At 68.5% G+C, this 26,168-nt stretch carries 25 protein-coding genes and 4 pseudogenes; 13 read left to right on the top strand and 16 right to left on the bottom strand.

Annotated elements, in window-relative coordinates:
* Positions 1 to 286, top strand: a 286-nt coding sequence (locus ACWGI8_RS13205; protein WP_453660476.1) for a hypothetical protein, incomplete at its 5' end; no start/stop codon positions are given.
* A gap of 59 nt (positions 287 to 345) precedes the next feature.
* Here ACWGI8_RS13205 and ACWGI8_RS13210 read toward each other — a convergent pair.
* Positions 346 to 504 carry a hypothetical protein gene (locus tag ACWGI8_RS13210; protein WP_453660513.1) on the bottom strand — a complete coding sequence of 53 codons (159 nt, stop codon included), beginning with the start codon at positions 502 to 504 and terminating at the stop codon, positions 346 to 348.
* 171 nt (positions 505 to 675) lie between these two features.
* On the opposite strand from ACWGI8_RS13210, the gene ACWGI8_RS13215 reads away from it, so the two are divergent.
* The 3 genes from ACWGI8_RS13215 (at position 676) to ACWGI8_RS13225 (ending at position 5,117) form a co-directional block, all read left to right on the top strand.
* Positions 676 to 2,298, top strand: a complete 1,623-nt coding sequence (locus tag ACWGI8_RS13215; protein ID WP_453660477.1) for an ISL3 family transposase — start codon at positions 676 to 678, stop codon at positions 2,296 to 2,298.
* 748 nt (positions 2,299 to 3,046) lie between these two features.
* The gene (locus tag ACWGI8_RS13220) at positions 3,047 to 3,637 is read left to right on the top strand and encodes a peptidoglycan-binding domain-containing protein (RefSeq protein ID WP_453660478.1); all 591 of its coding nucleotides are present in this window, start codon (positions 3,047 to 3,049) and stop codon (positions 3,635 to 3,637) included.
* Positions 3,638 to 4,007: 370 nt separating this feature from the next.
* Positions 4,008 to 5,117 carry an MFS transporter gene (locus ACWGI8_RS13225; protein ID WP_453660480.1) on the top strand — a complete coding sequence of 370 codons (1,110 nt, stop codon included), beginning with the start codon at positions 4,008 to 4,010 and terminating at the stop codon, positions 5,115 to 5,117.
* Positions 5,118 to 5,511: 394 nt separating this feature from the next.
* Here the strand turns inward: ACWGI8_RS13225 and ACWGI8_RS13230 are convergent, their stop codons facing one another.
* On the bottom strand, positions 5,512 to 5,904 hold the full coding sequence (locus ACWGI8_RS13230) for a nuclear transport factor 2 family protein (protein ID WP_453660481.1): 393 nt from the start codon (positions 5,902 to 5,904) through the stop codon (positions 5,512 to 5,514).
* A 68-nt stretch (positions 5,905 to 5,972) separates the two neighbouring features.
* On the bottom strand, positions 5,973 to 7,196 hold the full coding sequence (locus ACWGI8_RS13235) for an alpha/beta hydrolase family protein (protein ID WP_453660482.1): 1,224 nt from the start codon (positions 7,194 to 7,196) through the stop codon (positions 5,973 to 5,975).
* Positions 7,197 to 7,296: 100 nt separating this feature from the next.
* Between ACWGI8_RS13235 and ACWGI8_RS13240 the strand changes: the two genes are divergently transcribed.
* The 4 genes and pseudogenes from ACWGI8_RS13240 to ACWGI8_RS13255 all read left to right on the top strand — a co-directional run bounded on the left by ACWGI8_RS13240 (position 7,297) and on the right by ACWGI8_RS13255 (position 10,304).
* Entirely contained in the window at positions 7,297 to 7,890 is a 594-nt protein-coding gene (locus ACWGI8_RS13240) for a TetR/AcrR family transcriptional regulator (RefSeq protein WP_453660484.1), read from the top strand.
* A gap of 169 nt (positions 7,891 to 8,059) precedes the next feature.
* A complete protein-coding gene (locus ACWGI8_RS13245; protein WP_453660486.1) occupies positions 8,060 to 9,055 on the top strand; it encodes a hypothetical protein in 996 nt (331 codons plus the stop codon).
* A gap of 147 nt (positions 9,056 to 9,202) precedes the next feature.
* A pseudogene (locus tag ACWGI8_RS13250) lies at positions 9,203 to 9,538 on the top strand (transposase); the annotation flags it as partial.
* Positions 9,539 to 9,821: 283 nt separating this feature from the next.
* Complete coding sequence (locus ACWGI8_RS13255) at positions 9,822 to 10,304, top strand: hypothetical protein (protein ID WP_453660487.1); 483 nt, start codon at positions 9,822 to 9,824, stop codon at positions 10,302 to 10,304.
* Between the two features lie 7 nt (positions 10,305 to 10,311).
* Here the strand turns inward: ACWGI8_RS13255 and ACWGI8_RS13260 are convergent.
* The 7 genes and pseudogenes from ACWGI8_RS13260 to ACWGI8_RS13290 form a co-directional block, all read right to left on the bottom strand.
* Positions 10,312 to 11,201 (bottom strand): IS5 family transposase gene (locus tag ACWGI8_RS13260; RefSeq protein ID WP_453660488.1). Its coding sequence is split into 2 segments (ribosomal slippage): positions 10,312 to 10,850 and positions 10,850 to 11,201, totalling 891 coding nucleotides; the frame shifts between segments, so codons are not numbered across the junction.
* 11 nt (positions 11,202 to 11,212) lie between these two features.
* Positions 11,213 to 11,572 carry a hypothetical protein gene (locus ACWGI8_RS13265; protein WP_453660489.1) on the bottom strand — a complete coding sequence of 120 codons (360 nt, stop codon included), beginning with the start codon at positions 11,570 to 11,572 and terminating at the stop codon, positions 11,213 to 11,215.
* Between the two features lie 93 nt (positions 11,573 to 11,665).
* Positions 11,666 to 12,976, bottom strand: a complete 1,311-nt coding sequence (locus ACWGI8_RS13270; RefSeq protein ID WP_453660491.1) for an ISL3 family transposase — start codon at positions 12,974 to 12,976, stop codon at positions 11,666 to 11,668.
* A gap of 130 nt (positions 12,977 to 13,106) precedes the next feature.
* Positions 13,107 to 13,409, bottom strand: a pseudogene (locus ACWGI8_RS13275) (SbtR family transcriptional regulator); the annotation flags it as partial.
* Positions 13,410 to 13,438: 29 nt separating this feature from the next.
* Positions 13,439 to 13,828: a VOC family protein gene (locus tag ACWGI8_RS13280; protein WP_453660492.1), complete on the bottom strand. Its 390-nt coding sequence runs from the start codon at positions 13,826 to 13,828 to the stop codon at positions 13,439 to 13,441.
* Between the two features lie 92 nt (positions 13,829 to 13,920).
* Positions 13,921 to 14,280, bottom strand: a pseudogene (locus ACWGI8_RS13285) (transposase); the annotation flags it as partial.
* A 447-nt stretch (positions 14,281 to 14,727) separates the two neighbouring features.
* Positions 14,728 to 15,399, bottom strand: coding sequence for a hypothetical protein (locus tag ACWGI8_RS13290; RefSeq protein ID WP_453660494.1), 672 nt, complete (start codon positions 15,397 to 15,399; stop codon positions 14,728 to 14,730).
* A 73-nt stretch (positions 15,400 to 15,472) separates the two neighbouring features.
* Here ACWGI8_RS13290 and ACWGI8_RS13295 point away from each other — a divergent pair.
* Positions 15,473 to 15,575: pseudogene (locus tag ACWGI8_RS13295) on the top strand (integrase); the annotation flags it as partial.
* 470 nt (positions 15,576 to 16,045) lie between these two features.
* On the opposite strand, the gene ACWGI8_RS13300 reads toward ACWGI8_RS13295, so the two are convergent.
* Both ACWGI8_RS13300 and ACWGI8_RS13305 read right to left on the bottom strand, forming a co-directional pair.
* On the bottom strand, positions 16,046 to 16,228 hold the full coding sequence (locus ACWGI8_RS13300; protein WP_453660495.1) for a hypothetical protein: 183 nt from the start codon (positions 16,226 to 16,228) through the stop codon (positions 16,046 to 16,048).
* 88 nt (positions 16,229 to 16,316) lie between these two features.
* A complete protein-coding gene (locus ACWGI8_RS13305; protein WP_453660497.1) occupies positions 16,317 to 16,523 on the bottom strand; it encodes a hypothetical protein in 207 nt (68 codons plus the stop codon).
* Positions 16,524 to 16,685: 162 nt separating this feature from the next.
* Here ACWGI8_RS13305 and ACWGI8_RS13310 point away from each other — a divergent pair, with 162 nt between their 5' ends.
* Both ACWGI8_RS13310 and ACWGI8_RS13315 read left to right on the top strand, forming a co-directional pair.
* On the top strand, positions 16,686 to 17,576 hold the full coding sequence (locus ACWGI8_RS13310; RefSeq protein ID WP_453660499.1) for a hypothetical protein: 891 nt from the start codon (positions 16,686 to 16,688) through the stop codon (positions 17,574 to 17,576).
* 516 nt (positions 17,577 to 18,092) lie between these two features.
* Entirely contained in the window at positions 18,093 to 18,545 is a 453-nt protein-coding gene (locus tag ACWGI8_RS13315; protein ID WP_453660500.1) for an allene oxide cyclase barrel-like domain-containing protein, read from the top strand.
* Positions 18,546 to 18,622: 77 nt separating this feature from the next.
* On the opposite strand, the gene ACWGI8_RS13320 is transcribed toward ACWGI8_RS13315, so the two are convergent.
* The 3 genes from ACWGI8_RS13320 to nsrR all read right to left on the bottom strand — a co-directional run bounded on the left by ACWGI8_RS13320 (position 18,623) and on the right by nsrR (position 20,652).
* Positions 18,623 to 18,835 carry a hypothetical protein gene (locus tag ACWGI8_RS13320; RefSeq protein WP_453660502.1) on the bottom strand — a complete coding sequence of 71 codons (213 nt, stop codon included), beginning with the start codon at positions 18,833 to 18,835 and terminating at the stop codon, positions 18,623 to 18,625.
* 101 nt (positions 18,836 to 18,936) lie between these two features.
* On the bottom strand, positions 18,937 to 20,133 hold the full coding sequence (locus ACWGI8_RS13325; RefSeq protein WP_453660504.1) for a globin domain-containing protein: 1,197 nt from the start codon (positions 20,131 to 20,133) through the stop codon (positions 18,937 to 18,939).
* A gap of 72 nt (positions 20,134 to 20,205) precedes the next feature.
* Positions 20,206 to 20,652 (bottom strand): nitric oxide-sensing transcriptional repressor NsrR, encoded by a 447-nt coding sequence (gene nsrR / locus ACWGI8_RS13330; RefSeq protein ID WP_453660505.1) that lies wholly within the window; start codon positions 20,650 to 20,652, stop codon positions 20,206 to 20,208.
* Between the two features lie 680 nt (positions 20,653 to 21,332).
* On the opposite strand from nsrR, the gene helR reads away from it, so the two are divergent.
* Positions 21,333 to 23,480 carry an RNA polymerase recycling motor ATPase HelR gene (gene helR / locus ACWGI8_RS13335; protein ID WP_453660507.1) on the top strand — a complete coding sequence of 716 codons (2,148 nt, stop codon included), beginning with the start codon at positions 21,333 to 21,335 and terminating at the stop codon, positions 23,478 to 23,480.
* 284 nt (positions 23,481 to 23,764) lie between these two features.
* On the opposite strand, the gene ACWGI8_RS13340 is transcribed toward helR, so the two are convergent.
* Positions 23,765 to 25,312 carry a fascin domain-containing protein gene (locus ACWGI8_RS13340; protein WP_453660509.1) on the bottom strand — a complete coding sequence of 516 codons (1,548 nt, stop codon included), beginning with the start codon at positions 25,310 to 25,312 and terminating at the stop codon, positions 23,765 to 23,767.
* 353 nt (positions 25,313 to 25,665) lie between these two features.
* Here ACWGI8_RS13340 and cpt point away from each other — a divergent pair.
* Positions 25,666 to 26,168: chloramphenicol phosphotransferase CPT (gene cpt / locus ACWGI8_RS13345; protein ID WP_453660511.1), on the top strand; the 503-nt coding region annotated here is incomplete at its 3' end.

Below are 26,168 nucleotides of genomic sequence, written 5' to 3' on the forward strand. Positions count from 1 at the left end.
CTCCGGGTCACTCCCGCTGACCAACGCCAGTTTTGCCTTCCGGGCCCGCTTCGGCGCCGTGTGGTTCTTCGCCCTGCCCTGCGACGAGGAGGAGATCGAATTCTCCGTCTGGCCCGAGGACGTCCTTGACGGGGCGGGGGTGGCCGCCGTGCTGCGGTTCCTGGTCGAGGTGGCGACGGCCAGTCAGCGACGGGCCCTGCTGACCGGCGAGGTCGTCCGGTATGACCCGGGGATGCCGACGCTGATCTCCCACAACCCTGTTACCGGCCTCACCTCCCACATCTGAAGGGTGTTGTGGACGTTCGCGTAATTCGGCTCTGTCGGGAATCTTGCGATGCCGCACGGTCATGGGGCGAGGAGTACGCGTAGGAGGTCGAGGTTGGCTCGTCCGTAGGCCATGCGTTTGAGAAGTTTGACGCAGGTGACGTGGCCCTCGACCTGGCCGGAGCTCCATGGTGTGGAGAGTCCGGCGGTGACGGCGTCGAAGTCTCCGCCTACGCCCACTCCACGCCCAGCTCCCGCAGCGCGTCCCGCTGCTCCTGGGCGAGAAACGGTGCCGCCTTCGACCCGGCGCCAGCTTGATGCCGATCTCAAATTTTGGCTCTGACCGCGATTCTGTGAACCCGCAGGTCAGGGGCTGACTGCCGGAACGTTCCTCCCGGGGATCGCCTGGTCATGGGGGACGAGGCGGTCGAGGATGTGCTGTTTCCCGGGATCGATGTGCGGGTCGAGGCGATGAGCGTCGACGACGAGGTCTTCGCCGTGGAGGCTGCGGCATGTGGTCCGCCTCCACGGTGTCCATCGTGCGGACGACGCGGCTCCCGGGTGCACTCCAGCTACGAACGCAGGCTGTCGGAACGGCCCCTCACCGGCCGGAGGCTGGTGATCCATCTGCGAGTACGGCGGTTCTTCTGCGACGTGCCGTCGTGCCGACGGCGGACGTTCGTCGAGCAGGTCGAGCGCCTCAGCGAGCAGTACCGGCGCTCGAGCCTGGGCCTGAAGCATTGTCTGCGGGCGGTGGCCGTCGAGCTCGGCGGCCGCGCGGGTGAACGCCTGTGCCGCAACATGCAGCTGGCGGCAGGCCGGACGAAGCTGTTGAGCCTGCTGCAGGAGCCGGCCGTCCCGGATCGGGCACCGCGGGTGCTGGGCGTGGACGAGTTCGCCTTCCGACGCTCGCGCCGCTACGGCACGATCCTCGTCGACGTCGAAGCCGGACGCGTGGTGGACGTGCTGCCGGACCGGGATGCTGAGACCTTCGCCGCCTGGCTGCGCGAGCACCCCGGAGCCGAGATCATCTGCCGGGATCGGGCCAGTGCCTACTCCAAGGCAATCCGCGAGGCCGCTCCGGACGCCATCGAGGTCGCGGATCGCTGGCATTTGCTTCAGAATCTCTCCTCCGCAGTGGAGAAGACCTGCCACCAGCACCGCGACTTCCTGCGCAAGCACGCCGAGCAGGAGCAACCTCCACCTCCGGAGCCGTTCGTGATCGAGCTGCCTCCGCCCGCGCTACCGCCGACGAAGATCGCGGTACGGACCCGGGACCGGTACGCGGACATCCACCGCCTGCTGGAGGCCGGATGGACCATCTCCGCCATCGCCCGCCGATTGCATCTCGATCGAAAGACCGTGCGCCGCTTCCGCGACACCGACCTCGACCAGTTGCTGGCCACCGCACGCGATCGCCGTCCCAACGGCGTGCTGGAACCGTTCAAGGCATACCTGACCGCCCGCTTCACCGCCGGCTGCACCAGCGGCACCACGCTCTTCAACGAGATCCGCGAACGTGGCTACCGCGGCAGCGTGCTGCCGGTCCGCCGCTACCTCGCCGGGCTCCGCACCGGCACGGCTCCACCCGCCCGTGCCGACATCCCGAGCCCGCGCAAGATCACCTCATGGATCATGCAGCCCCGCGACCGCCTCACCGCCAAGGAAGAGGAGAAACTGCCGGCGGTCCGACTCTCCTGCCCGGACATCACCCGCGCCTGCGACCTGGCCCGCACCTTCCACGACCTGGTCAGCCACCTGCACGGTGAACTGCTGCAGGACTGGATCCGCGAGGCCGAACGGGACGCACCCGCCCCGTCCGCTCCTTCGCCGGCTTCCTCCGCCAGGACCTCGCCGCCGTCACTGCCGGTCTCACCCTGCCGTGGAGCTCCGGCATCTTCGAGGGCAACGTCGACCGCGTCAAAACAATCAAGAGAAGCATGTACGGCCGAGCCTCGTTCCGATTCCTCCGGATCCGCATCCTCACCCGGTCATGAGTTGGTCGGGGCTGGGCTCATACAGTCGGGCCTATGAACTCTCCAGGGCCAACTGATCCGCAGGCTGAAGCCGCACAAGGCCGTGTCGCTCTCTGGCTCGATCCGCAGGACCTGCGCTGGCTGGCCCAGCACTGCTGTTGCAGCGACGACGCGACAGATGAAGACAGAGACCGTTGCGGGCGCCTCCGGTTCCGCGCCAGCGCCGCCTTGCACAAGAACCAGCACCCTGGCTGAACGCCAGCACACACGTCATCACGGAATCGCGGTCAGAGCCAAATTCAAAGAGCGCCATCAATTCGAACCCGGGCACTGCCGGGTGTGGCGCAGGCTCTGCCCGAGGCCGCCCGCCGACCCCGGGAGTTCTGCTCACGCTGGTGCAGCATCCGCGCGCAGACCCTCCGCAAGAAAGGGCAGCTGCTCGCCCGCCCCATGGTGGCTGTCCCGCGTCCCCGCAAAGAGCGCCTAGAGCCCGCCGACCGGCAGGTGTGAGCCTCACACCACGTTTGCGCAGGTAGACGCGTCGCACAGCGAGGCTGTCAGGTGTGAGGGCTGCCCCGGCCAGGACCTGCGCCGGCGCAGATCACGACCTGTGGAGCCGCCGCCTGCCCAATGGCAGGCGACCCGATCATGCACTCATCCTCGGCCGACGACTCCGGAGGCGCGTCGGCCGAAGTCCCGGAGTCCTGATTCGTGTCCGCCCGATCGGCTGCCGCAGCTGTATCTCGGTGACCTGGCCTATTGCCTCAGAATGCAAACCATGGTCAACGTGTTCAGAGCAGGCCACAGTGATTACGAACACGCACTGGCTGGGGTTTCCCGGCTTCCTTCTCATCGGAGTTGACGCTATCGATCTCGCTTCAGCGCTGGGGTTCGGTGCTCGTAGGTCGATCGCCCTCGACTGTCTCGAAAGGCAGGTCACCATGTCTCGACGTTCACGGATCGCGCTGGCCGTCGGCAGCGCACTGCTCTGCGGCAGCATCCCGCTGGCCGTGCCCGCCAGCGCGGCCGAAACACCGAGCTCGACAAAACAGGGAGTGTATCAGCCCACTTCGGGCAGGTGCCTGGTGTGGTGGAAGGAGACGGCGAACTACAACGGTGCCACAGCTGGCTACAGCTGGGCCTGGAACGTCACCGTCTCGCCAGGTGCCACGGGTGACCGGGTGCGTGAAATCCAGTGCCTGCTGGACCACTGGCGAGTGGTTGAGGGTTCTTTAGGGGGTCCCCTCAACCCCGGTGCGCTCGATGGGCATTTCGGAGCGCAGACCAAGAAGGCCGTCATGAACCTGCAACGCCACTGGTGTGGATTCGCTGACGGCAGCGACGGCGTGGTCGGACCCCCCACCTGGCGGTGCCTGCGCAGCGTCTACGTCCCCTGACGTTCGCAAGACTTTCTTTGCCGCGTCGCGTTCCGTCCCGCCGACGGTCAAGACCGAACGCGGCGCGGTAGGCCACATCTCACAAACCGCCTGGACCGTTGACCTTGTCACAGGCGAAGCCAGCAACTCGCCAGAATACGGCGTCCCTGGTTCGAGGACCGTAGACGCCGTCGGCACTCTGCCCCTCATCCGCCTGAGCGCGCTTGAGCGCCGACCGGGTACCAGCCCCGACTATCACCAGGACTTCTGGCTGGCCGCCGCGCTCGCCACCGCCGCCCTCATTGCGGTTGCGGTCGCCGTCCCCGCGCCCCGCACCCGGACGGGCGGGCGCACCGACTGGCTCGGCGCCGCCGGTCTCGCCCTGCTGCTCGTGCTGTTCCTGCTGCCCATCTCGCAGGGGCACACCTGGGGCTGGACCTCGGCCCGCACGCTCGCCCTGTTCGCCGGTGCAACCGTCACGACGGTCCTCTGGGTCGTCGTCGAACGCAGGGTCCGCGACCCCCTGGTCGACATGAAGATGTTCGTCCACCGCCCGGTGCTGTTCACCAACGTCGCCGGACTGCTCGTCGGGTTCGCCATGTTTGCGCAGTTCATCGGCGTCTCGTACCTCGTCCAGACGCCGGCTGAGATCGCTGGCTACGGCTTCGGCGCCTCCGTCCTGCGCGCCTCCGTCGTCTACCTGCTGCCCTCCGCCCTCGTCTCGCTTGTGGCCGCCCAGTTCGGAGGAATGTTGGTACGCCGCATCGGCGCGCGTTTCACCCTCGCCGCCGGTGCCTTCTTCGGCGCCGTCGGGTTCGCCTGGCTGACCCTCGCCCACGACACCACCGCGTCGGTAATCCTGGCCGGCATGGTCGTCGGCGTTGCCATCAGCTTCGGCTACGCCGCGATGCCCGCCCTGATCGTGGCCGGTGTTCCCCACCACCAGACCGGCATCGCCAACGGCATCAACTCCATCTCCCGCTCCACCGGCAGTGCGATCGGCAGCGCGGTCGTCACCTCGCTGCTCGCCTCCCACACGCTCGACAACCTGCCCGCCGGGGTCCCCGCGCTGCCCGCCGAGAGCCAGTACACGCTGAGCTTCGCCCTCGCCGGCGTGGCGTTCGTGCTGGTCATAGGCGTGGCCATGGTCGGCCTGGCGATCCGCCGCAGGTCCCCCTCGGCCCGCCACCGGCACGCCCGCCCCGTCAAACGACGGCGAAACCACGCCCGCCCGCACGGCCGTCCCGGCCTGACCGTGTCATCACGGCCGCGATCTTCCTCCTCCTCCCCCAATACGAAGAGGACACGACTGCGACTGACACCAATGCAGCCTTCACCCTCGACGACACCTTCACTGCCGCCGAAGCCACCGCGCTGGGGGACCGGCTGCGCACGAAGAGCTCCGGGACCCTCAGCGCGGCCCCCGGGGGCCGCGTGCTGGTGTCGCGGAAGCGGCGGACCGTCTTGCGGTCGAGACCGAGGCGGCGTGCGATGTCGCTGAGCGGGCAGCCGGCGGCGACCATGCGCGTGACTTCGGCATGGTGGCGGAGGACGCGCTGCACGATGCGCGTGGGCGGCAGTGCGTCCACCAGCGGCATCTGGATCGGGCGGTCGCCTCCCCGTTCTGCATGCTTCTTCAGGTACGGCCGGTGCTGGTGGCAGGTCTTGTCGACAGCGGCCGAGAGGTTCTGGAGCAGGTGCCAGCGGTCCGCGATCTCCGGTCCCGGTGGGCAGTTGGCGGGCCGATTGGGTCTGATGACGTGCGGTCTCGACTGCGGATCCCTGAACGTAGTCCATCGCGTACTCGGGATCCGCAGCCGGGGAGCTGGCGGGCTCGCCCGCCGGATGACGCTGTTCCGCTGCCGGGCCGTGTACCGCCCTTGCGGCAGGGGTGGTCAGCGGGCGCTGCCGAGGTTGCGGTCAGCGTCGGAGCCCTTGAGCATGAGGGTGGTCTCCTCGATGCGGTTGAAGCGGCCGTCGGGGGCGAGGTCGGCGAAGACGTAGACCTCCATGGTGACGGTGGTGCCGTCGGTCTTGGTGATGTGGCAGGTGTGCCGGTCGGCGTACTTGTCTCCGTCGTAGAGCTCCTCGTGAACCTCGACTTCGCCGCCGGCGACGAGCGTGCGCAGGTGGGCGATGTGGTCGAGGAACTCGGTGCGGTCGGCCCACTCGCCGTCGGTGCGCTGACGGTAGTCGGGGGTGAAGTGGCGGTCGGCGGCCTCGGCCAGGGTGATCTCGTCATTGAGGAGAAGGTCGGTGAGTGCGGCCTTGATGCCGGTGCGGGTCATGGGAGTTCCTTCCAAGCAGATTCAAATGGAGCGGGGGATTCGCAGCGGTGCCTGGCGGGCCAGGAGCCTCAGGCGCTGGTGGTGCGGAGGGTGTCGTCGAGCCAGTCGTAGATGCGGGCGAGGGACAGGCGCATGGCTCCGGGGTGGCAGTGGGCGCCTGCGCCTTCCTCAGCGGTGAACACCATGAGGGTCTTGGGGCAGGTCAGGTGGTTGTAGAGCTGCTCGGGCTGGCCCTTGAAGAACTCGTCCTCGGCAGCGTCGCAGACGAGGCTGGGGCACTGGATCTGTTCGGCGATGCCGTTGCCGAGGGTGTAGTCGAGGTAGGAGGCGCTGAAGGCGCGGGGGGTGTCCACGCCCATCACGTACATGCCGTGGTTGATCGCCCACCGGGCGGTCGCGTCCTGGTCGATGATCTGCTGGAAGCGGGCGTCGAGTTCGGGGGCGGAGTCCGCGCGCAGGAGCCGTTCGGCCTCGTCGCGGTCACCGGGGATGTTGCGGACGGATATCTGGCCGAGGTCGTAGACGCCGTCGACAGCTATCAGTGCGGCCAGGCGGTGTTCGAAGGCCGCCGCCCTGGGTGCGAGCAGGCCACCCATGCTGGAACCGAACAGCGCGATACGGCTGTTGTCGACATCGGGGAGGGCTTCGGCGAAGTCGACGACGGGGGTGATGACGTTCTCCCAGTCGGGGCGGAAGACCAGCTCCTCGCGGTGGCGCGGTCCGGGCTGTCCGGGGCCGTCGAAGGTCAGCACGGTGTAGCCGCGCTCCACGGCCGCCAGCGCGCCGCTGAAGTGGAGTTCCTCGGCGGTGCCGTCGAAGCCGCTGTGCATGATCAGGGTCGGCCGGGGTGTGCCGGTGGTGTCGGCCCGGTAGAGGTAGCCGGGCAGCGTGGTGTCCTCGTACGGGATGCGGACCGGTTCGATGCGCGGGGTGTACAGCGCGGCGGCGGCCCGGAAGCAGGCGACGCTGCGGTCGTAGGCATGGTCGTGGCGGGGATCGCAGGGGTGGCCGTGCAGGAAGAACTCCGCCGACCGGTAGTAGTTCGAGGCACGCAGGAACCCGTCCCGGGCGCTGACCGTGCGGCCGGCCTCCAGCGCCTTCTGGGCCTCGCCGGACACGCGGTCGGCGGTCGCGAGCCACTCGGTGTGCCAGCTGTCGTAGTCGCCCTCGATGATGCGCTCGCTGGTGGCGACCACCTCGCCGAAGTCGGCGCCGCCGTAGGCGATGTGGCTCATCGAGCGCAGGGTCTCGTACCAGAACTGGGGATTGTCGGGGAACAGCAGCTGCTTCATCACACACTCTCCTCAGGCCGTAAGCACAGTTCTGTGCTTACGGCAGAACCGTAGACCCTCCGAGCGCCATGAAGCAAATATCTGTGCTTACGATGTAGGGGTGAACTCGAAACAGCCGGCCCCGCGCATCCGCAAGAGCCCCGAACAGGTCCGCTCGGCCGTCCACCAGGCGGTCATCGACCTGCTGTCCGACCCGGAAGGGGCCGACCTCACCATCCCCGCGATCGCACAACGCGCCGGCGTCAACCACACCAGCATTTACCGACGCTGGGGCAGCCGCGAGGCGCTCCTGGCCGACGTGGTCACCACCCGCCTCGAACGCGACTGGCCGCTCAAGGACACCGGCACCCTGCGCGGCGACCTCACCGCATGGGCCGAAGCCGGCGTCGCGAGCATCCGCACACCCGAAGGCCGCCTCCTCGTACGAGCCGTCGCCCTGTCCATGCCCGGCAGCGCCCACACACAGGAGGAACGCGCACACCACTTCCAACGCCGCATCCACGCCATCGAACGCATCCGTGACCGTGCCGCGGCCCGCGGCGAGAACCCCCCGCCGCTCGAGCAGATCCTCGACCAGCTCATCGCACCGCTCTACCTACGGGCGATCTTCGGCATCGACCCGCCGGCCACCGGCTACCCCGAACTCCTCGTGGACAGGCTGCTCAACAGCTCGGACGGGCCGGACTCGGCCTGAGGACCGGCACCTGAGCCTCCGGTACCCAAGCACCTGACCAGGGCGTCAAACTCCATGCTCAGGAGGCTCGCCCGAGGGTTGCCGAGGAGCTGGGCATCACCCCGAAGGAGCTGGCGGGCATGCGGCAATCCGTTCGCGTGGCGTCTTCCTGGCCACGTACGGTCCGCACATGACCAGGACCACGCCGGCCAGACCGGCATCCGTGGAGTCCGTGTTCCCGGAACTGGCCGCTCAGCGGGGCCGGACGACCCGGCTGCACCCCAGGCCAGGGCGTCCCGGCATGCGCGACAGCCATGTCGGCGGGCCGATGCTGTGGCCGTACGGCGAACCGTGGCCGGTCTGCCACGAACCGCACCAGCGCGAGACCGAGGGGTACGCGCCAAAAGAGATCCGCAGCGCCCGGGCCGCGGGCGTATGGCCGCGGAGCCGGCCGTGGCCCGCCGCCGGAATGCCCGGGGAGGACGGACCGGTGCCGTTCGTGGGGCTCGCCCAGCTCTTCCGCCGGGACGTCTCTGGCCTGGCGGCCGGGCCCGACGATGCGGACCTGGTGCAGTTCTTCCGCTGCCCGTTCACCCACGGCACGCACCTGGAGCGCCGCTACCGCCTGCGGTGGCGACGGGCCACAGAGACCGAGCGCGCGGAACGCTTCCTCGCCGCCCCGCCCGAAGTGCCCCTGCTCCGATGGGAGCACGAACTCCCCGAGCCATGTGTCCTGCATCCCGAAGAGGTGGACACCTATCCCTGGGCGGAGGACGACACGCTGCCCGCCCCCCTGATCGCACGTATCGACGCATGGGACGACGCCCAGGCGTCGGAACACGGCCCCGATGCCCCCAGCTACCAGTCCGACCTGTCGATCCCGCCCGGCTGGCGGGTCGGCGGCTTTCCCAGCTGGGCGTCGACGGGCCCGATGGCCATCGGCTGCACGTCCTGCGCGACCCCGATGCGACTGCTGCTGACCGCCGGGGGCGACGAGATGGACGCCGGCTCGCACAGCTGGGCGCCGCTGGAAGACCGCGACCCCTCCCTGCAGGGGAAGGCATCGATCCGGGGCGGTCCGTCCGTTGCCCAACCCACTCGGCTCCGCTTCGGCCGGGACCGGGACCTGCACGTTTTCACCTGCCCGGCCGACCCCGGACACCCGCCCCAATGGGTTCTCTCCTAGGCCCAATACCGGTGACTTTGAGTGGTGTTGGTCGTTGGATGTGGTGTGCCAAGGCCTGGACAGGTGAAGTCGTCGGGTGAGCGGTTGTCGGACCGGATCGCTCTGGGTGTGTTGACGCGGGTGTTTCCGCCCGAGCTGGTGGATTGGGACCCGGAACAGGCGCCCGCCACCGACCTGGCGGGCCTCTACCACCAGCGGTGGGAGATCGAGAACACCCTGGACGAGATCAAAACCCACCAGGGCGGACACCGCCTCGTTCTCCGCTCGCAATACCCCGACGGCGTCGAGCAGGAGATCTACGGCTTCCTCCTCGTCCACCACGCGCTGCGGGACGTCATGCACACCACCGCCCGCGCAGGCGGCCTCGACCCGGACCGGCTGTCCTTCACCCGCACCCTTCGCATCGCCCGCCGCCACGTCACCGACCAGGCGGCACTTTCCCCCCTCACGACTCAGTCGAGCCCTCACTCACACCATCCGTGAGCTGCTGGAACGACTCCTTCCGCCCCGCAGACAACGCTCCAACCCCCGCGTCATCAAACGCAAGATGACCAACTGGCACCTTAAACACCCCCACCACCGCAACCCACCTCCACCACCCACCGCGGCAATCACACTCGTTCCACCCACAAAAACAACCAGCAGACGCCAGAAAATCACCTAAATCACCGGTATTGCTCCTAGGCCGTGTCTGACAAAGATCATGTTGTGCCGGCAGGCTTCGTCCAGGGACGTGGGGCGCACTGCGTGTGGGAAGGTCCTGCATGTGATCAACCAGGATGGCGGCTCGACCCGCGAACTCGTGCTCGTGGACGGATTGAGCCCTGCGGACGTCGTGCTTGTTCATCGCGAGGTGCTTCGGGTGCTGCGCTCTTGCATCGACACAGCCCACCTCGACGCCTACAGCGACGATGCATGGCCACCCGCAGTAATGCACTCGTACGAACGCGCGCTGTCCCTGGCCCGGGAGGCGGTGGCGGATGGCACTCGCTCCCGGCGCGCCGATCCCGGGATGGGGATCGACATCGACGTCCGCGACGACGCGCAGTTCGAGCTGCTGTTGGACTTGGCTCCCCACACGATCAGCGCCGAAGGCTGGCGAGGGGACCGGCTGGTCTTCAGCGCCAGTGACTCGGGAACCTCCTTGTGGATTGCCGTCACACAGGAACAGGAAGCGGAACTCCTGTCCCGACTGGACGCGCTGGGGATCCCACCAACCGCGCTTGTCGTCCAGCCACGTGGCCGCTGAGGCGCATTCACGATGTGGGCTCGCGAAGCCACAGGATCAGAGCGGCCAGTTGGAGTCCGGCCCGGTAGCGTGCCGCGAGCTTGTCGAAACGGGTGACGACGGCGCGGAACTGTTTGAGCTGGTTGAAGCAGCGCTCGACCACGTTCCGGTGCCTGTACGCCTGCCTGTCGAAGGCCGGCGGGCGGCCTCCCTGCGAGCCCCGGCGGAGTCGGTTGGCGATCTGGTCGGCCCGCTCGGGGATCGTCACGGCGATACCGCGCCGCCGGCACCAGGCACGGATCGCCCGCGACGAGTACGCCTTATCCGCCAGCACCTGGTCAGGACGGGTGCGGGGCCGCCCGCGTCCGGACCGGGGTACGCGGATGGCTTCCAGCACCTCCTCGAACACGGTCGAGTCGTTGACGTTCCCTGGGGTGAGCACGAAGGACATCGGCAGGCCACGCCCGTCGACCGCGAGGTGCACCTTCGTCGTCAGCCCGCCCCTGGACCGGCCGAGGGCCTGCCGCGCCGCCGAGCGTTCCGGATCCTCCAGTTTGTCCCCGCCCGGCTCCCCTTTTTGCGCGCACCGGCGGCGTGCTGGTGGGCCCGGTTGATGGTGGAGTCCACCGACACCGTCCACTCCACCTTGCCCACCGCGTCGTCGTGGACCTGCACGTGCTCCAGCAGCTTCGCCCAGGTTCCGTCTGACTCCCAACGGGCGAATCGCTCATAGACCGTCTGCCACGGCCCAAACCGCTCGGGCAGATCCCGCCACGGCGCACCCGTCCGCAACCGCCACAACACCCCGTTGACCACCTGCCGGTGATCCCGCCACGGGCGCCCACGCCCGTCCATGCCCGGGAGTAGCGGCTCTATCCGTCCCCACGCCGCGTCCGTCAGCTCACCTCGACCCACCACAAGATCAAATATCAGACACGGCCTAGGACGGTGCGCAACTCGAGTCCGTCGCGCGCCGCCACCATCTGGTCCTGGCCGAGCTGGCGGGGTGAGTTGTCGAATACGGTGACCCGCGCCCCTGCGGCGGCGAGGATCGGACCCTGCTGGCCACCGCCGGAGGCCAGGCACAACACGTCCTTGCCGGTCAGGTCCGTCGGCAGCCAGGAGCGGTCGACTGGCTCACGCCCGATCAGAACAATCGACCAGTCGCCCATGTGGGCGCGCTCGACCTCCTCAGCACTCACCGGCCTCGACCACTCGTTGCCCTCTTGGACACACTTGTCCCAGGCTGCCCGATTGTGGGCAACCGGGTCGACAACAATGTCCTGCACGATTAACTCCCTGCTACAGCCAAGCGGACACCTGCGGTACTGACAGTTCGGTGCCGCTAGCCAACACGATTGCATCGTGCGGGCTCAACGAAATTAGCGGGCATCGAGGTGTCCACGGGCTCGACGGGTGGTCGCGCAGCGGGTGCGTAAGCGCTGGTTGCCGGGGTTGCGGAAGCCGTAGGCGTCGCGGGCGATTGTCTTGACCCGGTTGGTGCCTTCGGAGCCGGCGTTGGTGATCCCAGTGTGCAGGAACGCAAGGATCTCTGGCCACCATGTCTCGACCGTTGTGGCTAGGCGCTGCAGTTCGGGAAGGTCGGCGTCGGCGCATCGGCGGTAGAACCGGTACAGCAGATCGCGGACCTGTTCCCGGTCCGGGCGGGTCCGGGCGGTGGCAAGCAGGTCCAGGAGGTCTTCCTTGGCGTTCCACGCAACGGTGATCGGCGCGCCGATCACCCTGGGCAGGTTGGACAGCTCGTCGAGGAGAGCGTCGACGTGCTCGCCGCGCATCCGGGCGGCGGAGCGGGTGAGCCGGTTGCGCAGTTCCCACTCGCGGTTGCCCTTGCGGCCGCGCCGGCCGCGGTGGGGCACGGTGATCCGGCGGCGGACCTCGGTGAGGGTCTGGTTCGCCAGCTGCACCAGGTGGAAGTGGTCCACGACCAGGGTGGCCTGCGGCAGGACCCGGCGGATCGCCGACTTGAAGATCGTGCACATGTCGATCGCGACGTACTGGACCGCGTCGCGCCAGGCTTGGTCGCGGTCGGCCAGCCAGTCGATGACCGCCTGGGCGGTGCGGCCTTCGACCTGCCCGAGCAGGCCCTGCTTGCCGGACAGGTCGACGAAGCCGACGTGCCAACGGTCCACGGCGGTCTGCCAGATCCCGGTAGCCTCGTCGGGGATCCATCTCGGCCGGCCTCGGCGGATCTCGTCGATACCGAGCGCCTGCACCGGCTCGGGCTGGGCCGGCAGCACCGCCCGGGCGTGACTGGTGAACGCCGCCGCAACGACCGGCCAGGAGAGCGCATAGTCGCGGGCCGCCTGGACGACCGTGCGGCCCTGATCGGCCACCGCCGCCCCGGCCGCAGCCCTTAATCGTGTGGTTAGCCGCTTACGTGGCGGTACTGGCGGGACCGACTCGGTGAACGAGCGACGCCGGCACGCCAGCTCGTCGCAGCGCCAGCGGCGCTTGGCCCACACCAGCCGCGGTCGGCGGCCACCGACCGACAGGTCACGCGGCCGGGTCACCCGCCGGCCCTTCGACCGCCGCGCCCGGGTGCCGCAGTCTGGGCAGTGGCGTGCCCGCTCATCAGCGGTGACCAGGTGCACGACCGGCCCGTCGGTGTCGTCGGCGACCCCGACCACGGCCAGGCCGTCAAGGCCCAACAACCGCGTCGTATCGTTTGCCACGTCCGTAGCTCTTCTGTTGTGATCACCTTGATTCGACAACAACATGATCTACGAGAGCTGCGGGCATCTATCAGTCAGGGTCCACAGTGGAACCCCGTCCGGCGCTCAAACCCCCACCAATTTCGAAGAGCCACAAATCGGCGCCATCAATGTCGGTCCGCGCCACGCCCGCGGCCTGGGCACGGGTGAGGAGCCGCGCCCCGGCCGCGCGCAGAGTGACGCACGAAGCGTGGAGTGCGGACTCGGTGTCCTCGATGGCGGCTGCCATCAGCACGACCACGCCCCGATACTTAGTTGTCCACGCGACGCAGTCGCGTAGCCACGAAACGAGAGCATCGTCGGGCGAGCTGGACGTTTCGAGGGCGCCTGCCTTTGCGGTCAGCTCGTCGAAGCTCGTGCGGAGCAGGGCATCGAGCAGCGCCTCGCGCGCCGGTGCTGGGGTGCGGCCCTCGGCACATGCACTTACGAGGTCCAGCCCCCGTACGGCACGGTGATGAGTTCCATGGCGTGGCCCACCGGGTCCATGAAGTACACGACGCGGCCGCCGTCGTTGTGGTTGATCGTGCCGGGCTGTTGCTGGCGCGGGTCGGCGTAGTGCTCGATGCCGCGCTGTGTGATCTGCGCGTACGCCGCGTCGAACTCCTCTTCAGAGATCAAGAAAGCGTAGTGCTGGGGAGTGATCTTGTCCGCGGGGATCGTGGCGAAGTCCAGCGTGACGCCGTTGCTCAGGTCGACCGCGATGAACGGGCCCCACTCGGCGGTGATCTCAAGGCCCAGCAGGCCCGCGAAAAACTCTGCTGACTCCCGGTTGTCCCGGGCGTGGACGATCGTGTGGTTCAACTCAACTGACAAGGAATGCCTCCGAGGGCATCTCCTGACACCTCCATGCCTCACCCAGCCGGTGACCGACACGCGATGTCGCCGTAGATCCTAGTCGCTGTTGTCTACGAAGTGAATCGGCGGTAGTTGATGAGGGCTGCGGCTATGGCGACGAAGGCGAGGAAGTGTTCGGCCGTGCGTTCGTAGCGGCAGTGCAGGCGTCGGCAGCCGACAAGCCAGGCGACCGTCCTCTCGACGACCCAGCGGTGGCGGCGGCCCATTCGTGTGGAGGACTCGATGCCGTTGCGGGCAGTGCGGTGGCGGATGCCTCGTTTGCGGAGCCATCTGCGCAGGTGGTCGTCGTAGCCCTTGTCCGCATGGAGCTTGGCCGGACGCCGACGACGCGGGCCGCGTCGGGAGCGGATGGGAGGGATCCCGCGTACGAGCGGCTTCAGGCCGAGGCTGTCGTGCATATTGGCGCCGGACCCTGCTGACGCTTCACTTCCGTCGGCGGAACCTCCCGCCGGAACAACACCCACAACTCATCCGGCACCAACCGCGCAACCAGATCCGTCATGAACGGCTCGACGAACAATCACGCCATAAGAAACGGCCGGGCGACAGGAAGCTGGACGAGCGTCCTGACCCAGGGCCTTCCGTCACCGGCCCCCACCTTGAGCGGAGCAGTCCCGCGTGGCCACATTCCTCTACGAGCTGGGCCTGTTCACCTTCGGGTACCGGCCCCGCGACATAAAGAACAAGGTCAGAAGCTGTGTCACAGCCTTTTACCGCAGATCACAGCGTCATGAAGCACGGTGGTGCTTCTGCTTGCCGTTCGGGCCGGCGTCAATGGACGGGCCTCCGAGCAGCAGCGGAAACCTCGGGCGGGTGTCGCGCGGGTGACCGGGGCCGCCTCAGGGAATCAGGCCCTCTCATTCAAGCGTGGCAAGGCGGCGCTGCAGGTCCTCGACCAGTTGCACCCAATGGCGTTGCTCCTCGACCTGATCCGAGGTGATGGCACCGAACCCGGTGTAGTTCCTGGGGTCGGCGGCCTCCTCCTGGACACCTCTGAGCTTGTCGCTTTCGTTCTCGTGCAGGACGGCGAGCAGCGACGGGCCGTACCGTTCAGGCCGGGTGTCCGGGCCGAATTCAGGTACGACTCCATGACCGTAGGAGCGATCCCGCAGACCGAAGACCGTGCTGCGGCCCGCGGCGAGCTCTTCGGTGTGATAGCAGATCAGACAACTGCCGTACCGCCCCTCGTTGGGCAGGTCGGTAAGCGGGATCAGCCCGGGGTCGATGGCGAATGCCTGCAGTTCGGCGCGCCACACGGGATTGGCCTGCATGCGCAGACCACCCCTCGTCGAGGGGCTGGCGAGTTCCCACACCAAACAGCCCCCGTCCACGAGTTCGACCTCCTCGGCGTCGTCGTCGGCGCGGGCGAACAGGAAGAACTCGTCGGGAAACTCGACGCCATAGCAGCGGCGGATGACCTCACGGTCGGTACAACCGTGTTCGTACAGCGCCGCCGCAAAGCGACCCATGGATGGGTAATCGGTCCGCGATGCCGCGGCCTTGAGATGCTTGAGCTCGCGTTTGGCCACCCACAACTCCCCATCGACAGGCGCCGCGTGGCCCGCGACGGGCCGAAGACACCCAGCGTATCCGGTGGTCGGCTACCTGCGCCGGTGCAACGCCAACGCCCGCCACCCCGACGTCCTGGCCGCCCAACGCAAGGAGCGCGCCCGCATTCGCAGCGAGAATCCGCTGGGGCGGACGTCCCTCCCCGACATGGACTGACCATCCGGCCCAGCCATCATCTCCGCTCACAGCTCCAGGCCGGCGTGGACGAGCCGGAATGCGGCCACCGGGTCCGCGGCACGGGTGACTGTTCGGCCCACGTTGACATGTGACGCACGAGCGGCAAAACGCGGCCCACCGAACAAACCGCTCGACGACCAGGGCGAACATCACTGGGTTTTCGCGGGGGCGGTGTACGACGGGCTGCGTGCTGGGGGGATCGAGCCGAAGGACCGGTGCTCGTAGGGGCTTGGTGGGCCCGGCGGCGGCAGCATCGGCCGGACGCGGGGCCGGCCGCCGGGCTCGGTTCAGTGTCGCTGGTGGGGTGTGTGGTCGGCGTGAGGTCCGGTTCGCACGCCCACTTCTGTGGCGTGCGGGGCCGGGTTGCCGCGCCGGCGGAGGTGACGGGGCAGCTGAGGCCGTTAAGGCCTGGTCGGCTCGCCGTGGGCGTCAGGGCGTCGTAGTCGTCTTCCTCAAGTCTTGGCAAGCTGCGGGCTTGCCGGTCTCGTTCCCGGGGCGCTCCTTGAGCGCGTCGTAGCGGCCGTCGGCGAGTTCGTCGTAGCTCTGGCCGCAGCCGGTCAGCAGCAGAAGGCCGGCAGCGGCGGCGGTGAGGATGGAGGCTGAAATGGGCAATCGTGTCCCCCTTGAGGTTCGGGCTCCTCATGGTGGAGCGGTGGGCCGGCGGGCGCGGGGGTGTTGAGCTGGGCGATGATGCAGTCGCTCATGGCTCCTCTCTCGGGTCGGTCAGCTCGAGACCGATGACGATCCACATGCCGCAGAGGCAGAGGATGCGGTCGGCCCAGTCGAGGGTGAGGGTGGCGCGGCCGGGGAGCATCTGGCACTGCAGCTTGCCGGAGAGGCCGAGCCGGCTGCCGTCGGAGGACTGACTTGGCGTGACTCGGGCTCGCCCGTCCTTGGCGGCGGGCACGGCAGCGTTGGGCGGTCGGAAGCAGCCGGCGAAGCAGTCCCTTGCGACCCCAGCGAGGCGGCCATCGCATCAGCCTCTCCGCGCACCGGGCCAGACGATGGGCAGCAATTCGTGGCCGGGCCGCGGTGGTGTGCGTGCGTGCGCGAATGATCTACTCATGGGGTGTATCTCACGGCCTTTCTACTGGAGTTCCAGTCGTGGTACTGGAAACGCGAGTTCCACGACGAGGAGTTGCGTGCCGCCTTTGCGGCGACGAATGATCCGACCACCCCGGACGAGTTCGAGAGTGGGTTCCTGACACTGCTGCGCAGCGGCGACACGGTCGCCTGCGGTATCGCGCTGGACTACTACGACCGTGCTGAGATGACGAGCAGGTTCGTGGGTGGCAACCCGCTGGAGCAGCACGCGGAGGAGGTGTTCGCGGTCGCCCGGGAGCTGCTCGGACAGCCGCCGAGACCCGCGGACGATGTCGCCGGGGAGGGCGCCAACCACGCGAGCGCACTGGCGGCCCTGATGCGCTTCGGCCTGGAAGAGCGGGACGCGGACGCGATCGCCGGGATCCTGGCACGGATGCCGGACAGAGACCTGCGGGAACGCGCCCTCGATGCGGCGCGCTTCCTTGTGGACGCAGGAGAAGACGAGGACGAGGACGGCGCGGCCGCCCATCCTCGGCTCGTCGCGCTGATCGCCCGGGTGGAGGCGTGCCGTGACCGCGTCGAGGCGGTCGCCGCGCTGTGTGACGCCCCCGGAGCCGAGGCAACCGAGGCCCTCGTTCGTGCGACCGGTGATGCCGAGTGGCGGGTCCGGCAGGAGGCCGCGGCCGCGCTGGCGGCGGGCAAGCGCTTCTACACACACCGGCCCCTGCTGGAACGTCTGGCCCGGAGCTGGTCGGCCGACGAACGGTCCGCCGCGGCGGACGAGGTCCGCGACGCGCTCGCCGAAGGCCCGCACAGCCTGTACTGGGAAGGGACCGAACTGGCGGGCGCGGAGCTGCGTGAGGCGCACCGTGAGCTGAGGTCCCCCCCGCGTCCTTCCCGGTCGGCGATCTTGTGACTGACGGGTTCTCCACAGGCGTTGCCGAGTCGGTCGTAGTCCCACGGCCTGGTTCAGGTCGTATCGGTGTGTCGGTTCGGTGGGCTCGGTCATCGCCCCGTACTCATGTCTGTTGAGATGGTCACCTGGTCACAGCCCCGCAAAGCGGCCGGCTGTGGGGCCTGCTCACGCGTGGCGGCGTTCATCTTCCGCAGGCCGTCCGGGGTGGCCGCCGCTGCCTTTCCACGGCCGCGGACCTGCCGGTTCCTGTCCAGCTTCAGCGGCTTCGGAAGTTCAGGCAGGCCTTGTTGCCGGTGCTGGTCGAACCCAGGATGAGCTTGGTCAGGTCACCTGTTTCCGTCTTCACTCAACCCCAACGGCCAAACGGATACCAACTCGCGAATCACCCTCAAAGATCACCCAGATGTCCAGGTAGAGTCGCCGCTCGCGGCGGGTCTCTCGGGTAAGACTTGAAACGACCATTTCTGACGCAGAGTCAGATTTTGCCTTGGTCCCCAGAAGACTCGGAGACTTGCCATGCGCAGAATCAATCTCGCCCTGAGCGCGGCCACCGCTTTCGGTGCAGTCCTGTACTGTGCCCCGCTGGCCTCGGCCGCACCGCCCTTTACCTTGTTGACGCGGGTCACCGAGGCAACAACCACTGGGGACGGTTCCAGCCAGGGCAGCGAGTTGGTGATCGCCGAGGACGTCTACCGCGACAACCAAATGGTCGGCCGAGCCGGCGTGACCTGCACGATCGTCCGCGTCGACCCCCTGGACGACTCCCGCGACATGCAGTGCGTGGCGACATTCCTCCTGGCCGGCGGCGACATCACCCTGCAGGGGAGGCTCACCTTCACCCAGGCCCCCACAGACTTCGATGTCGCCGTTACCGGAGGCACCGGGATCTACAGCGACGCCAGCGGTACGGCCCACGGCCACGTCGTCAACGAAACGGACACCGAAGTCACCATCAGCCTCAACGGCTGATGCAGCGGCAGGGGCTGCTTGCCCACCGTCGCCGTCGGGGGTGGGTGAGATCGGCTGGTCGCGGGCTCGTTGCCGGGCTACAGCCGGGGCTGGGTGAACAGGCCAGGCACGGGCACGGGCACGGGCACGGGCACGGGGGCGAGGCTGAGGAGGGTCTTGCGGGTGGTGATCCGCAGGTGGTCGATCTCCTGGTCGAATTCACGTAGCCGTGTGGCCAGTTCGTCGATACGGGCCCAGGCCTGCTCGGCCTCGCCGGTCAGCGCTCGCTCCCGCGCGTCGATCTGCTCCAAGAATGGTTTGGCCGCGTCACGCGCTCGTTGCCCGGCGACGGGTCGCGCGGATGAGCAGACCCGCCCCTGGCTCTTGAGGCCGCCTCCTCATGTGCGGACCGCTACTCCCGCCCGAGCCAGAGGTCAGGGCCGAAGACCTCGTAGTGGATCGCTTCCGCGGGCACGCCGCGGCGCAGCAGGTCGCCCCGGATTGCCCGCATGAACGGCAGCGGGCCGCACAAGTAGGCAGTAAGCCCCGGAAGGAGGTCCAGGCTGCCGATATCGGCCCGGCCGGTCGACGCCTCCGGCGTCTGGTCGCCGGGCTCCTCGTACCAAAGGTGCAGCCGGGCGTCCGGCAGCGCCCGCACGAGGCTGCGCTGCTCGTCCCGGTGCGCATGGTCGACGGGGGTGCGGTCGGCGTGGACCACGGTCACCGGACGGGCGGAGCCTGTGGAGGCGAGGTGGTCCAGCATGGCCAGCATGGGCGTGCTGCCGATACCGGCTGAGGCCAGCAGCAGCGGGCCGTCGCCCGTTGGCAGCACCAGGTCACCGAAGGGGGCGGACACGGTGAGCACGTCACCCGTCCGCGTGTGCGTGTGGAGCCAGGACGAGACCTCGCCGTCCGGCCGCTCGGCGTCGTGGACGTGCTTGACGGTGATGCGCCAGTGGGGGTGGCCCGGCGCGCCGGACAGGCTGTACTGGCGGATCTGCCGGGCACCATCGGGCAGTTCGGCCTGGACGCTGACGTACTGGCCCGGGCGGAACGACCCTGTGGGCCGGCCGTCTGCGCGCCGCAGCAGGAAGGAGACGGCGTCGGGGGCCTCCTGGCGCCGTTCGATGACCTCCATGCGGTGCCAGATGTCGCCCTCAGTGGTGGCGGCCTCCTGGTAGAGGCGGGCCTCGATGGCGATCAGCGCGTTGGCCATCAGCCAGTACACCTCGTCCCAGGCCGCGACGACCTCGGGGGTGACGGCGTCGCCGAGCACATCGGCTATCGCCCCGAACAGGTGGTGGTGGACGATCTTGTACTGCTCGGACGTGATGCCGAGGGAGGCGTGCTTGTGCGCGATCCGGGCGAGCATCGCGTCCGGGCGGGTGTCGGGGCTTTCCAGCAGCATGCCTGCGAACGCCGCGATGGAGCCCGCCAGTGCCCGCTGCTGCCCCCCTGTGGCCTGGTTGCCCCGGTTGAACAGGTCCCGCAGCAGCTCGGGGTGGGCATCGAACAGCTTCCGGTAGAAGAGCTCGGTGATGTCCCCGATGGCGGCACCGACCGCCGGGAGGGTGGCTCGGATGACAGGGGCGGACTCCTCAGAGAGCACAGCGACTCCTAAATTGGTTAATGATCTTCGCATTTAAAGGGGTGAGTGATCGACCACCATGACGGGCGTGAGCTACTCCGGCGGGCGAGCCGTCAGCCCGACGAGCACCGGCCCGGTGGGCGAGCCCACCAGGTCGGTCACCGTCAACGGGTCAAGCGTGGCGTAGAACGCGTTCTGAGCATCGCGCAGCGCCCGGCGCAGACGACAGGCTCCCCGCAGCGGGCACGGCGGATCGTCCTCGCAGGCGACAACCTCGCCCTCGCCCTCGAGCTCCCGTACCAGCCATCCCACCGAGGCCCGCCGACCGAGGTCCGTCAGGGCCAGTCCACCGCCACGGCCCCGCCGGGCCTCCACCACCCCCAGGCGCTGGAGGCGTGTGATCGCCTTCGCCGCGTGCGTGTACGGCACGTTCATGACCTCTGCCACCTCGCGCGTGGTCAGCGGGTCGCTGCCGTCCTGGGAGACCGCCAGGCGCATCACGGAACGCAGCGCCAGGTCGGTGAACTTTGTCAGCCGCACAGCCCGAACACTAGCAAATACGCATGCCAGATTCTTATTCAAAAGCGCCCGCAGCCATGTGGAGCGCGTCACGGACGGGGCCGTGAGGAGCCATGGGGAGGGAGTTTCTCAACCGGTGGCCCACCGTGGTGAGTTCCGCCGTCGGGCGTGGTGAGTTCCTGCCCCTCGGGCGTGGACGAGTTTCAACAGGTGGGAGATGGCGACCTCGGGACGGACAACCGCTCGGGCACGTTTCATGGCGGCGCTCTCCTCGACGTTCGAGCGGCCTTGCCCAAGAGGGTGCGATCTTCTCGTTGCGCAGCTGCATTTGCAGGCCCCGGGAGATCCTCCTGGGCCGGCGGAACCGCCTTACGGGCGCGTCGCCGCCTCGCGAAGGGCTTGTCCGTCCACAGCAGGCGATAGGGGCAAAGGAGAGTACCCACCCCTTGCCACTCTCAACGTATAGCGCACCGGGGGGCTTGCGGCAAGGCCCGGGTCGTACCGCAGAATCACTGGCCGAGGCCAGGACCTGCGGAAATAGGAGATTCACGAAGTGCATGTGTTGTTGTCGGTTCATGGGTCGTGCGGTGACGTCGAGCAGGCGGTGGGACTCGCGTTGCGGTTGCGGGCACTCGGCGCCGAGGTGCGGGTGTGCGCGCCGCCGGACTTCGCGGGTGCGACCTCGGATCGGAGCCGATGACATGAACCCCTTGATCACCAGCGCGTTCGACCTTCCCGACCACCTCTCCCCCAAGGCCGACCCGATGCTGATCGCCGGCGACGAGCAGCACTTCGCGACCATCGCGGAGAGCCTCGAGCAGGCGATCGCCGAACTGTCCGACCGCCTCGATGCCGAGCTCAAGGCGCCCGGCGGCATTGGCCGGCAGGCGATGGACCGGGACGTGGAGATCCACCGGCTGACCGGTCGTCTGCGCGCCTTGCGTCGCTTCGGTTTGGACCTGTGCCTCGGACACATCGTCAGCGCAGACGATGCCGAGCCCATGTACATCGGACGGCTTGGCCTCACCGACAGCAAGGGGCGCCGGCTGCTGCTCGACTGGCGCTCCCCCGCGGCTGAGCCGTTCTTCGCGGCGACCCACGCCGATCCGATGGGTCTGGCAAGCCGCCGCAGGTATCGCTGGACCCGCGGCCGGATCAGCGACTACTGGGACGAAGTGTTCACCGCTGACGGGCTTGAAGGGCACGCCGCGCTCGACGACCAGTCCGCCTTCATCGCCAGCCTGGGCAGCAACCGGTCGACCCGGATGCGAGACGTGCTCGCCACTATCCAGGCCGACCAGGACGCCATCGTCCGGGCGGGATCCCGCGGCGCTCTCGTCGTCGACGGTGGTCCGGGTACGGGGAAGACCGTCGTCGCTCTGCACCGCTCCGCCTACCTCCTCTACTCCGACCCTCGCCTCGGTCACCGTCGGGGCGGCGTGCTGTTCGTCGGTCCGCACCGGCCCTACCTGGCCTACGTCGCCGACGTCCTCCCCAGCCTCGGAGAGGAGGGCGTGCAGACCTGCACCCTGCGGGACCTCGTCGCCGAGGGAGCCGGAGCAGCGATGGAGACCGACTCGAACGTGGCCCTCCTGAAGGCGTCCGCGAACATGGTGAGGGCGATCGAGACGGCCGTCAGGTTCTACGAAGAGCCGCCCACCGAGGGGATGGCGGTCACGGCCTCCGGGTCCGACATCTGGCTGAGCGCCGACGATTGGGCCGAGGCGTTCGATGCACCAGATCCAGGTACTCCGCACAACGAAGCGCGCGACCAGATCTGGGAGGAGCTGGTCACGATCCTGATGGACAAGCACGACGGCGACGTCTCGCCCGACCTGTTCCGGAGGTCGCTGCTGCACGACAAGGAGCTGGTCAGGACCCTCAACGGCGCGTGGCCGCTGCTCGAAGCGGCTGACCTCGTCGGAGACCTGTGGTCGGTACCCGCCTACCTGCGGATGTGCGCGCCCTGGCTCAGCCGCGATGACGTTCAGACACTGCAACGCGAGGACGCCCAGGCCTGGACGGTGTCCGATCTGCCGCTCCTGGACGCGGCACGGCAGCGGCTCGGCGACCCGGAGGCCTCACGACGCAAACGTCGGCACGATGCCGCTGTCGCCGCCGAACGCGAGCGCATGGCCGGTGTCATCGACAACGTGCTCGCGGCCGATGACGACGGTGAAGGTGCGGTGACGATGCTGCGCGGACAGGACCTGCAGGACAGCCTGATCGACCAGACCGCACTGCCCAGCGCCGAACCGGACCTGCTCGCCGGCCCGTTCGCGCACGTCGTCGTGGACGAAGCCCAGGAACTGACCGACGCCGAGTGGCAGATGCTGCTGCTCCGCTGCCCGTCCCGGAGCTTCACCATCGTCGGGGACCGCGCCCAGGCCAGGCACGGGTTCACGGAGTCGTGGCAGGAACGGCTCGAGCGGATCGGGCTCGACCGGATCAGCGTGGCCTCCCTGAGCGTCAACTACCGCACGCCGGAGGAGGTCATGGCGGAAGCCGAGCCGGTCATCCGGGCCGTGCTCCCGGACGCCAATGTGCCGGCCTCCATCCGCAGCAGCGGCGTCCCCGTCCTGCGCGGATCCGTTTCGGATCTGGACTCGGTCATCGACACCTGGCTCGCCACTCATGCCGACGGGATCGCCTGCGTCATCGGCGATCCCACATTCCGGGCGACGTCCCGCGTCCGGTCGCTGACCCCGGAGCTGTCGAAGGGGCTCGAGTTCGACCTGGTCGTCCTCATCGACCCGGAGGAGTTCGGCAAGGGCATCGAAGGAGCGGTCGACCGCTATGTCGCGATGACCCGAGCAACCCAGCAACTCGTCATCCTCACGAGCTCCTGATGTCGGCCAGGACAACGTGATCGCCGCCCGCCGATCATGAGGACCGCCACCGGAGGTGTGTGCCTGGGCTTCGCGGTCCGCGCCGGGCTGGGTCAGGCGCCGATGACGATCCGGGTGTGAGGGAGGTCGACGATCCGGCCGAGCGGGAGCACGCTCGTGTGCGGCGCGGCGCGGCGCGGCGGGCGAGGACCGTGGGCTCCGGAGCGCCGCGGTGGTGGTCACGCCGGCGCCGGACCCGGGACCGGCGGGGTGTCCCGACGGTCCCGGGAAGGGGAGTTCCTCGGTCAGTGGTAGCTCACCACGGCACGGATCAGATAGTGGTCCGAGATATCGGTGTCGGTGGTCGAGCAGGAGTAGTCGGCGCTCTGCGGGCCGAAGATGTAGTCGAGCTTCAGGCTGGACGACGCGCTCACATGGGTGGGGGCACCGGTGCGCGAGCCGCCGTGGGCCTGCTGGTCGCACTCCTCGAAGCGGCTGTCGGTGACTCCCGGCTGGTAGTAGAGCGGTTCGAGCACCCACGCCGGGGCCGAACCGGGCCCCTGGGGCGCGTCGGGCGGGCTGGCATTCAGGTCGCCGCCGAAGACGACCTCGTAGCCGAGGCCGCGCAGCGTGGAGGCCTGCTGGAAGGCCGTCTTCGCCTGCTCGTTCCTGTAGTACCCGGTGGGGTTGGTGTTACCGGTCTCGTTCACGTCGTCGCCGGCGACCCCGGCGCTGAAGTGGCCGCCGCAGTAGGCCGTGCCCTGCGAGGGAAGCGTCGCGCACATCAGCGGGCGCTGCTCGGCGGTGTCCCGCGAGGCCAGGACCCAGGAGCGGTACCAGGTGTTCTCGCTCGGGACGGCGACGGCCATGCCGTACGCGCCCCGGTCGGCGCCGCCCGAGGAGTTCGCGCAGTGCTTCTGGGCGAGGACGTCGGTGCCGGTCATCTTCCGGTACGTAGGGGCGAACCGCACGTCCCAGTCCGTCAGACCGCCCACGCTCCGATTCTCGAGACTGCTCTCCAACGGGACGGCGGACTTCTCGCAGAACTCCTGTACGAACATCATGTCGGCGTCGGCGTCCGCGGCCCGCGCGGCGACGGTGTCACCGACGGTGGCCACCTCGGCGTTGTCGAGGGCGCAGTCGGCGTTGTTGTTGGAGCAGGCGTTCCACGACACGACGTTTTTCACGGTTCCCGCAGGGCTGTTCGTCGTCGCCGGGGGGTTGGCCGTGCCCCCGTACTGGCCCGTGTTCGGCACGGGCACGAGCCGGATGCGCTCCCACGACCCGGAGGCCGCGCCGTAGGCGGCCAGGAGCAGCCCCTGGTCACCGGCGGGGGTGAGGTTGAAGCGCGCCGACACGTACTGCTGGGTCGCCATGGACTTCAGGTTGTAGGCCCCGGCCACCTGCGAGTCCTTCAGGAGCTGGAACTTCTCCCAGGCGCCCGAGCTGGTGCCGATGGACTTCGCGCGGGCGCGCAGCATCTTCGTGTAGGGGGCCGCGTAGTTGACCTCGGTCGAGACGTAGAGGCCGTTCTCCTCGTTCCGCAGGGAGACGGTGGCGCCGTTGTCGGCGGTGTGCAGGGTGAAGGTCTCCCAGGTGCCGATCGCGGACGGCGAGGTGGCCGTGGTCCTGGCCCGCAGCCTGCCCTTCTGGTCCGTGCCGAGTGTGTCGCTCAGCTCGGCTGCGACGTAGAAGTCCTGCCCCGTGACCCCGTCCGTGACCTGGAGGGCCCACCGCTGGCCGGTCGAGGACCGCGGAGCGTCCGCGGCCGCGGCCTGCCCGGGGGCGACCAGACCCATCGAGCCGGCCACGAGCAGGGCCAGGGCACTCATCACAATGCGTATGCGTTTCACCCGGCCCATTCTCACCACCCGCTGCCGAAGCGGAACAGCGACCTCCTGTCAGAGGAGTTCGTCGCCTTCCGTGATGTCAGTCTCGGATTTCCCGGAAGATCTCGATCTGGGCTCCGACGGAGTTGCGGCGCTCCGCTCGGTTCCTCGTAGCCTCGGTTGATCACGTAGACGTTGGGCCGGGCAGACGGAGGCAGTCGTTGCGGCTCAGCAGCATGCTCCCGACCGAGCAGACCTCGCCGCTTGCGCTGTTGTCGCCGTGCCGTGACCGGAAAAGTTCACCGGGTTGCGGCAGCAGAGCAGTGTGTGCCCGATATTCGTTTCGTGCCGTGTGGGAAGCACCTTACGGTGGCGCGGTGACGACTCAGATGATCATTCTCAACGGTGGCTCCAGCTCGGGGAAGTCCGGCATCGTACGGTGTCTGCAGGCCGTACTGCCGGATCCGTGGCTGGCGTTCGGGTGCGACTCGTTCGTCGACGCTCTGCCCGCGAAGATGCAGGCTTCGGACGAGGGAATCGTGTTCGCTGCGGATGGAGAGGTGAGCGTCGGGCCGGACTTCCGGGCGCTGGAGGCGGCCTGGATGGACGGTGTCGTGGCGATGGCCCGTTCAGGCGCCAGGGTCATCATCGATGACGTCTTCCTCGGCGGAGCGGCGTCCCAGCAGCGGTGGCGGAAGGCTCTGGGCGAGACGGCCGTGTTGTGGGTCGGCGTCAGGTGTGAGGGTGCGGTCGCCGCAGGCCGTGAGGTCGCTCGAGGAGATCGCATCCAGGGGATGGCCGCGTCGCAGGCGGATGTGGTTCACGAGAGGGTGCTCTACGACCTGGAGGTGGACACGACGCATACCGAGTCCCTGGTGTG

Source organism: Streptomyces sp. NPDC054841 (assembly GCF_053611045.1).

Bases quoted from the DNA above. Each gene is read 5' to 3' on its own strand.
- ACWGI8_RS13215 (WP_453660477.1), top strand. From the start codon at position 676: ATGGGGGACGAGGCGGTCGAGGATGTGCTGTTTCCCGGGATCGATGTG.
- ACWGI8_RS13315 (WP_453660500.1), top strand. From the start codon at position 18,093: ATGCGCAGAATCAATCTCGCCCTGAGCGCGGCCACCGCTTTCGGTGCA.
- ACWGI8_RS13230 (WP_453660481.1), bottom strand. From the start codon at position 5,904: ATGACCCGCACCGGCATCAAGGCCGCACTCACCGACCTTCTCCTCAAT.
- helR (WP_453660507.1), top strand. From the start codon at position 21,333: ATGAACCCCTTGATCACCAGCGCGTTCGACCTTCCCGACCACCTCTCC.
- ACWGI8_RS13245 (WP_453660486.1), top strand. From the start codon at position 8,060: ATGACCAGGACCACGCCGGCCAGACCGGCATCCGTGGAGTCCGTGTTC.
- ACWGI8_RS13235 (WP_453660482.1), bottom strand. From the start codon at position 7,196: ATGAAGCAGCTGCTGTTCCCCGACAATCCCCAGTTCTGGTACGAGACC.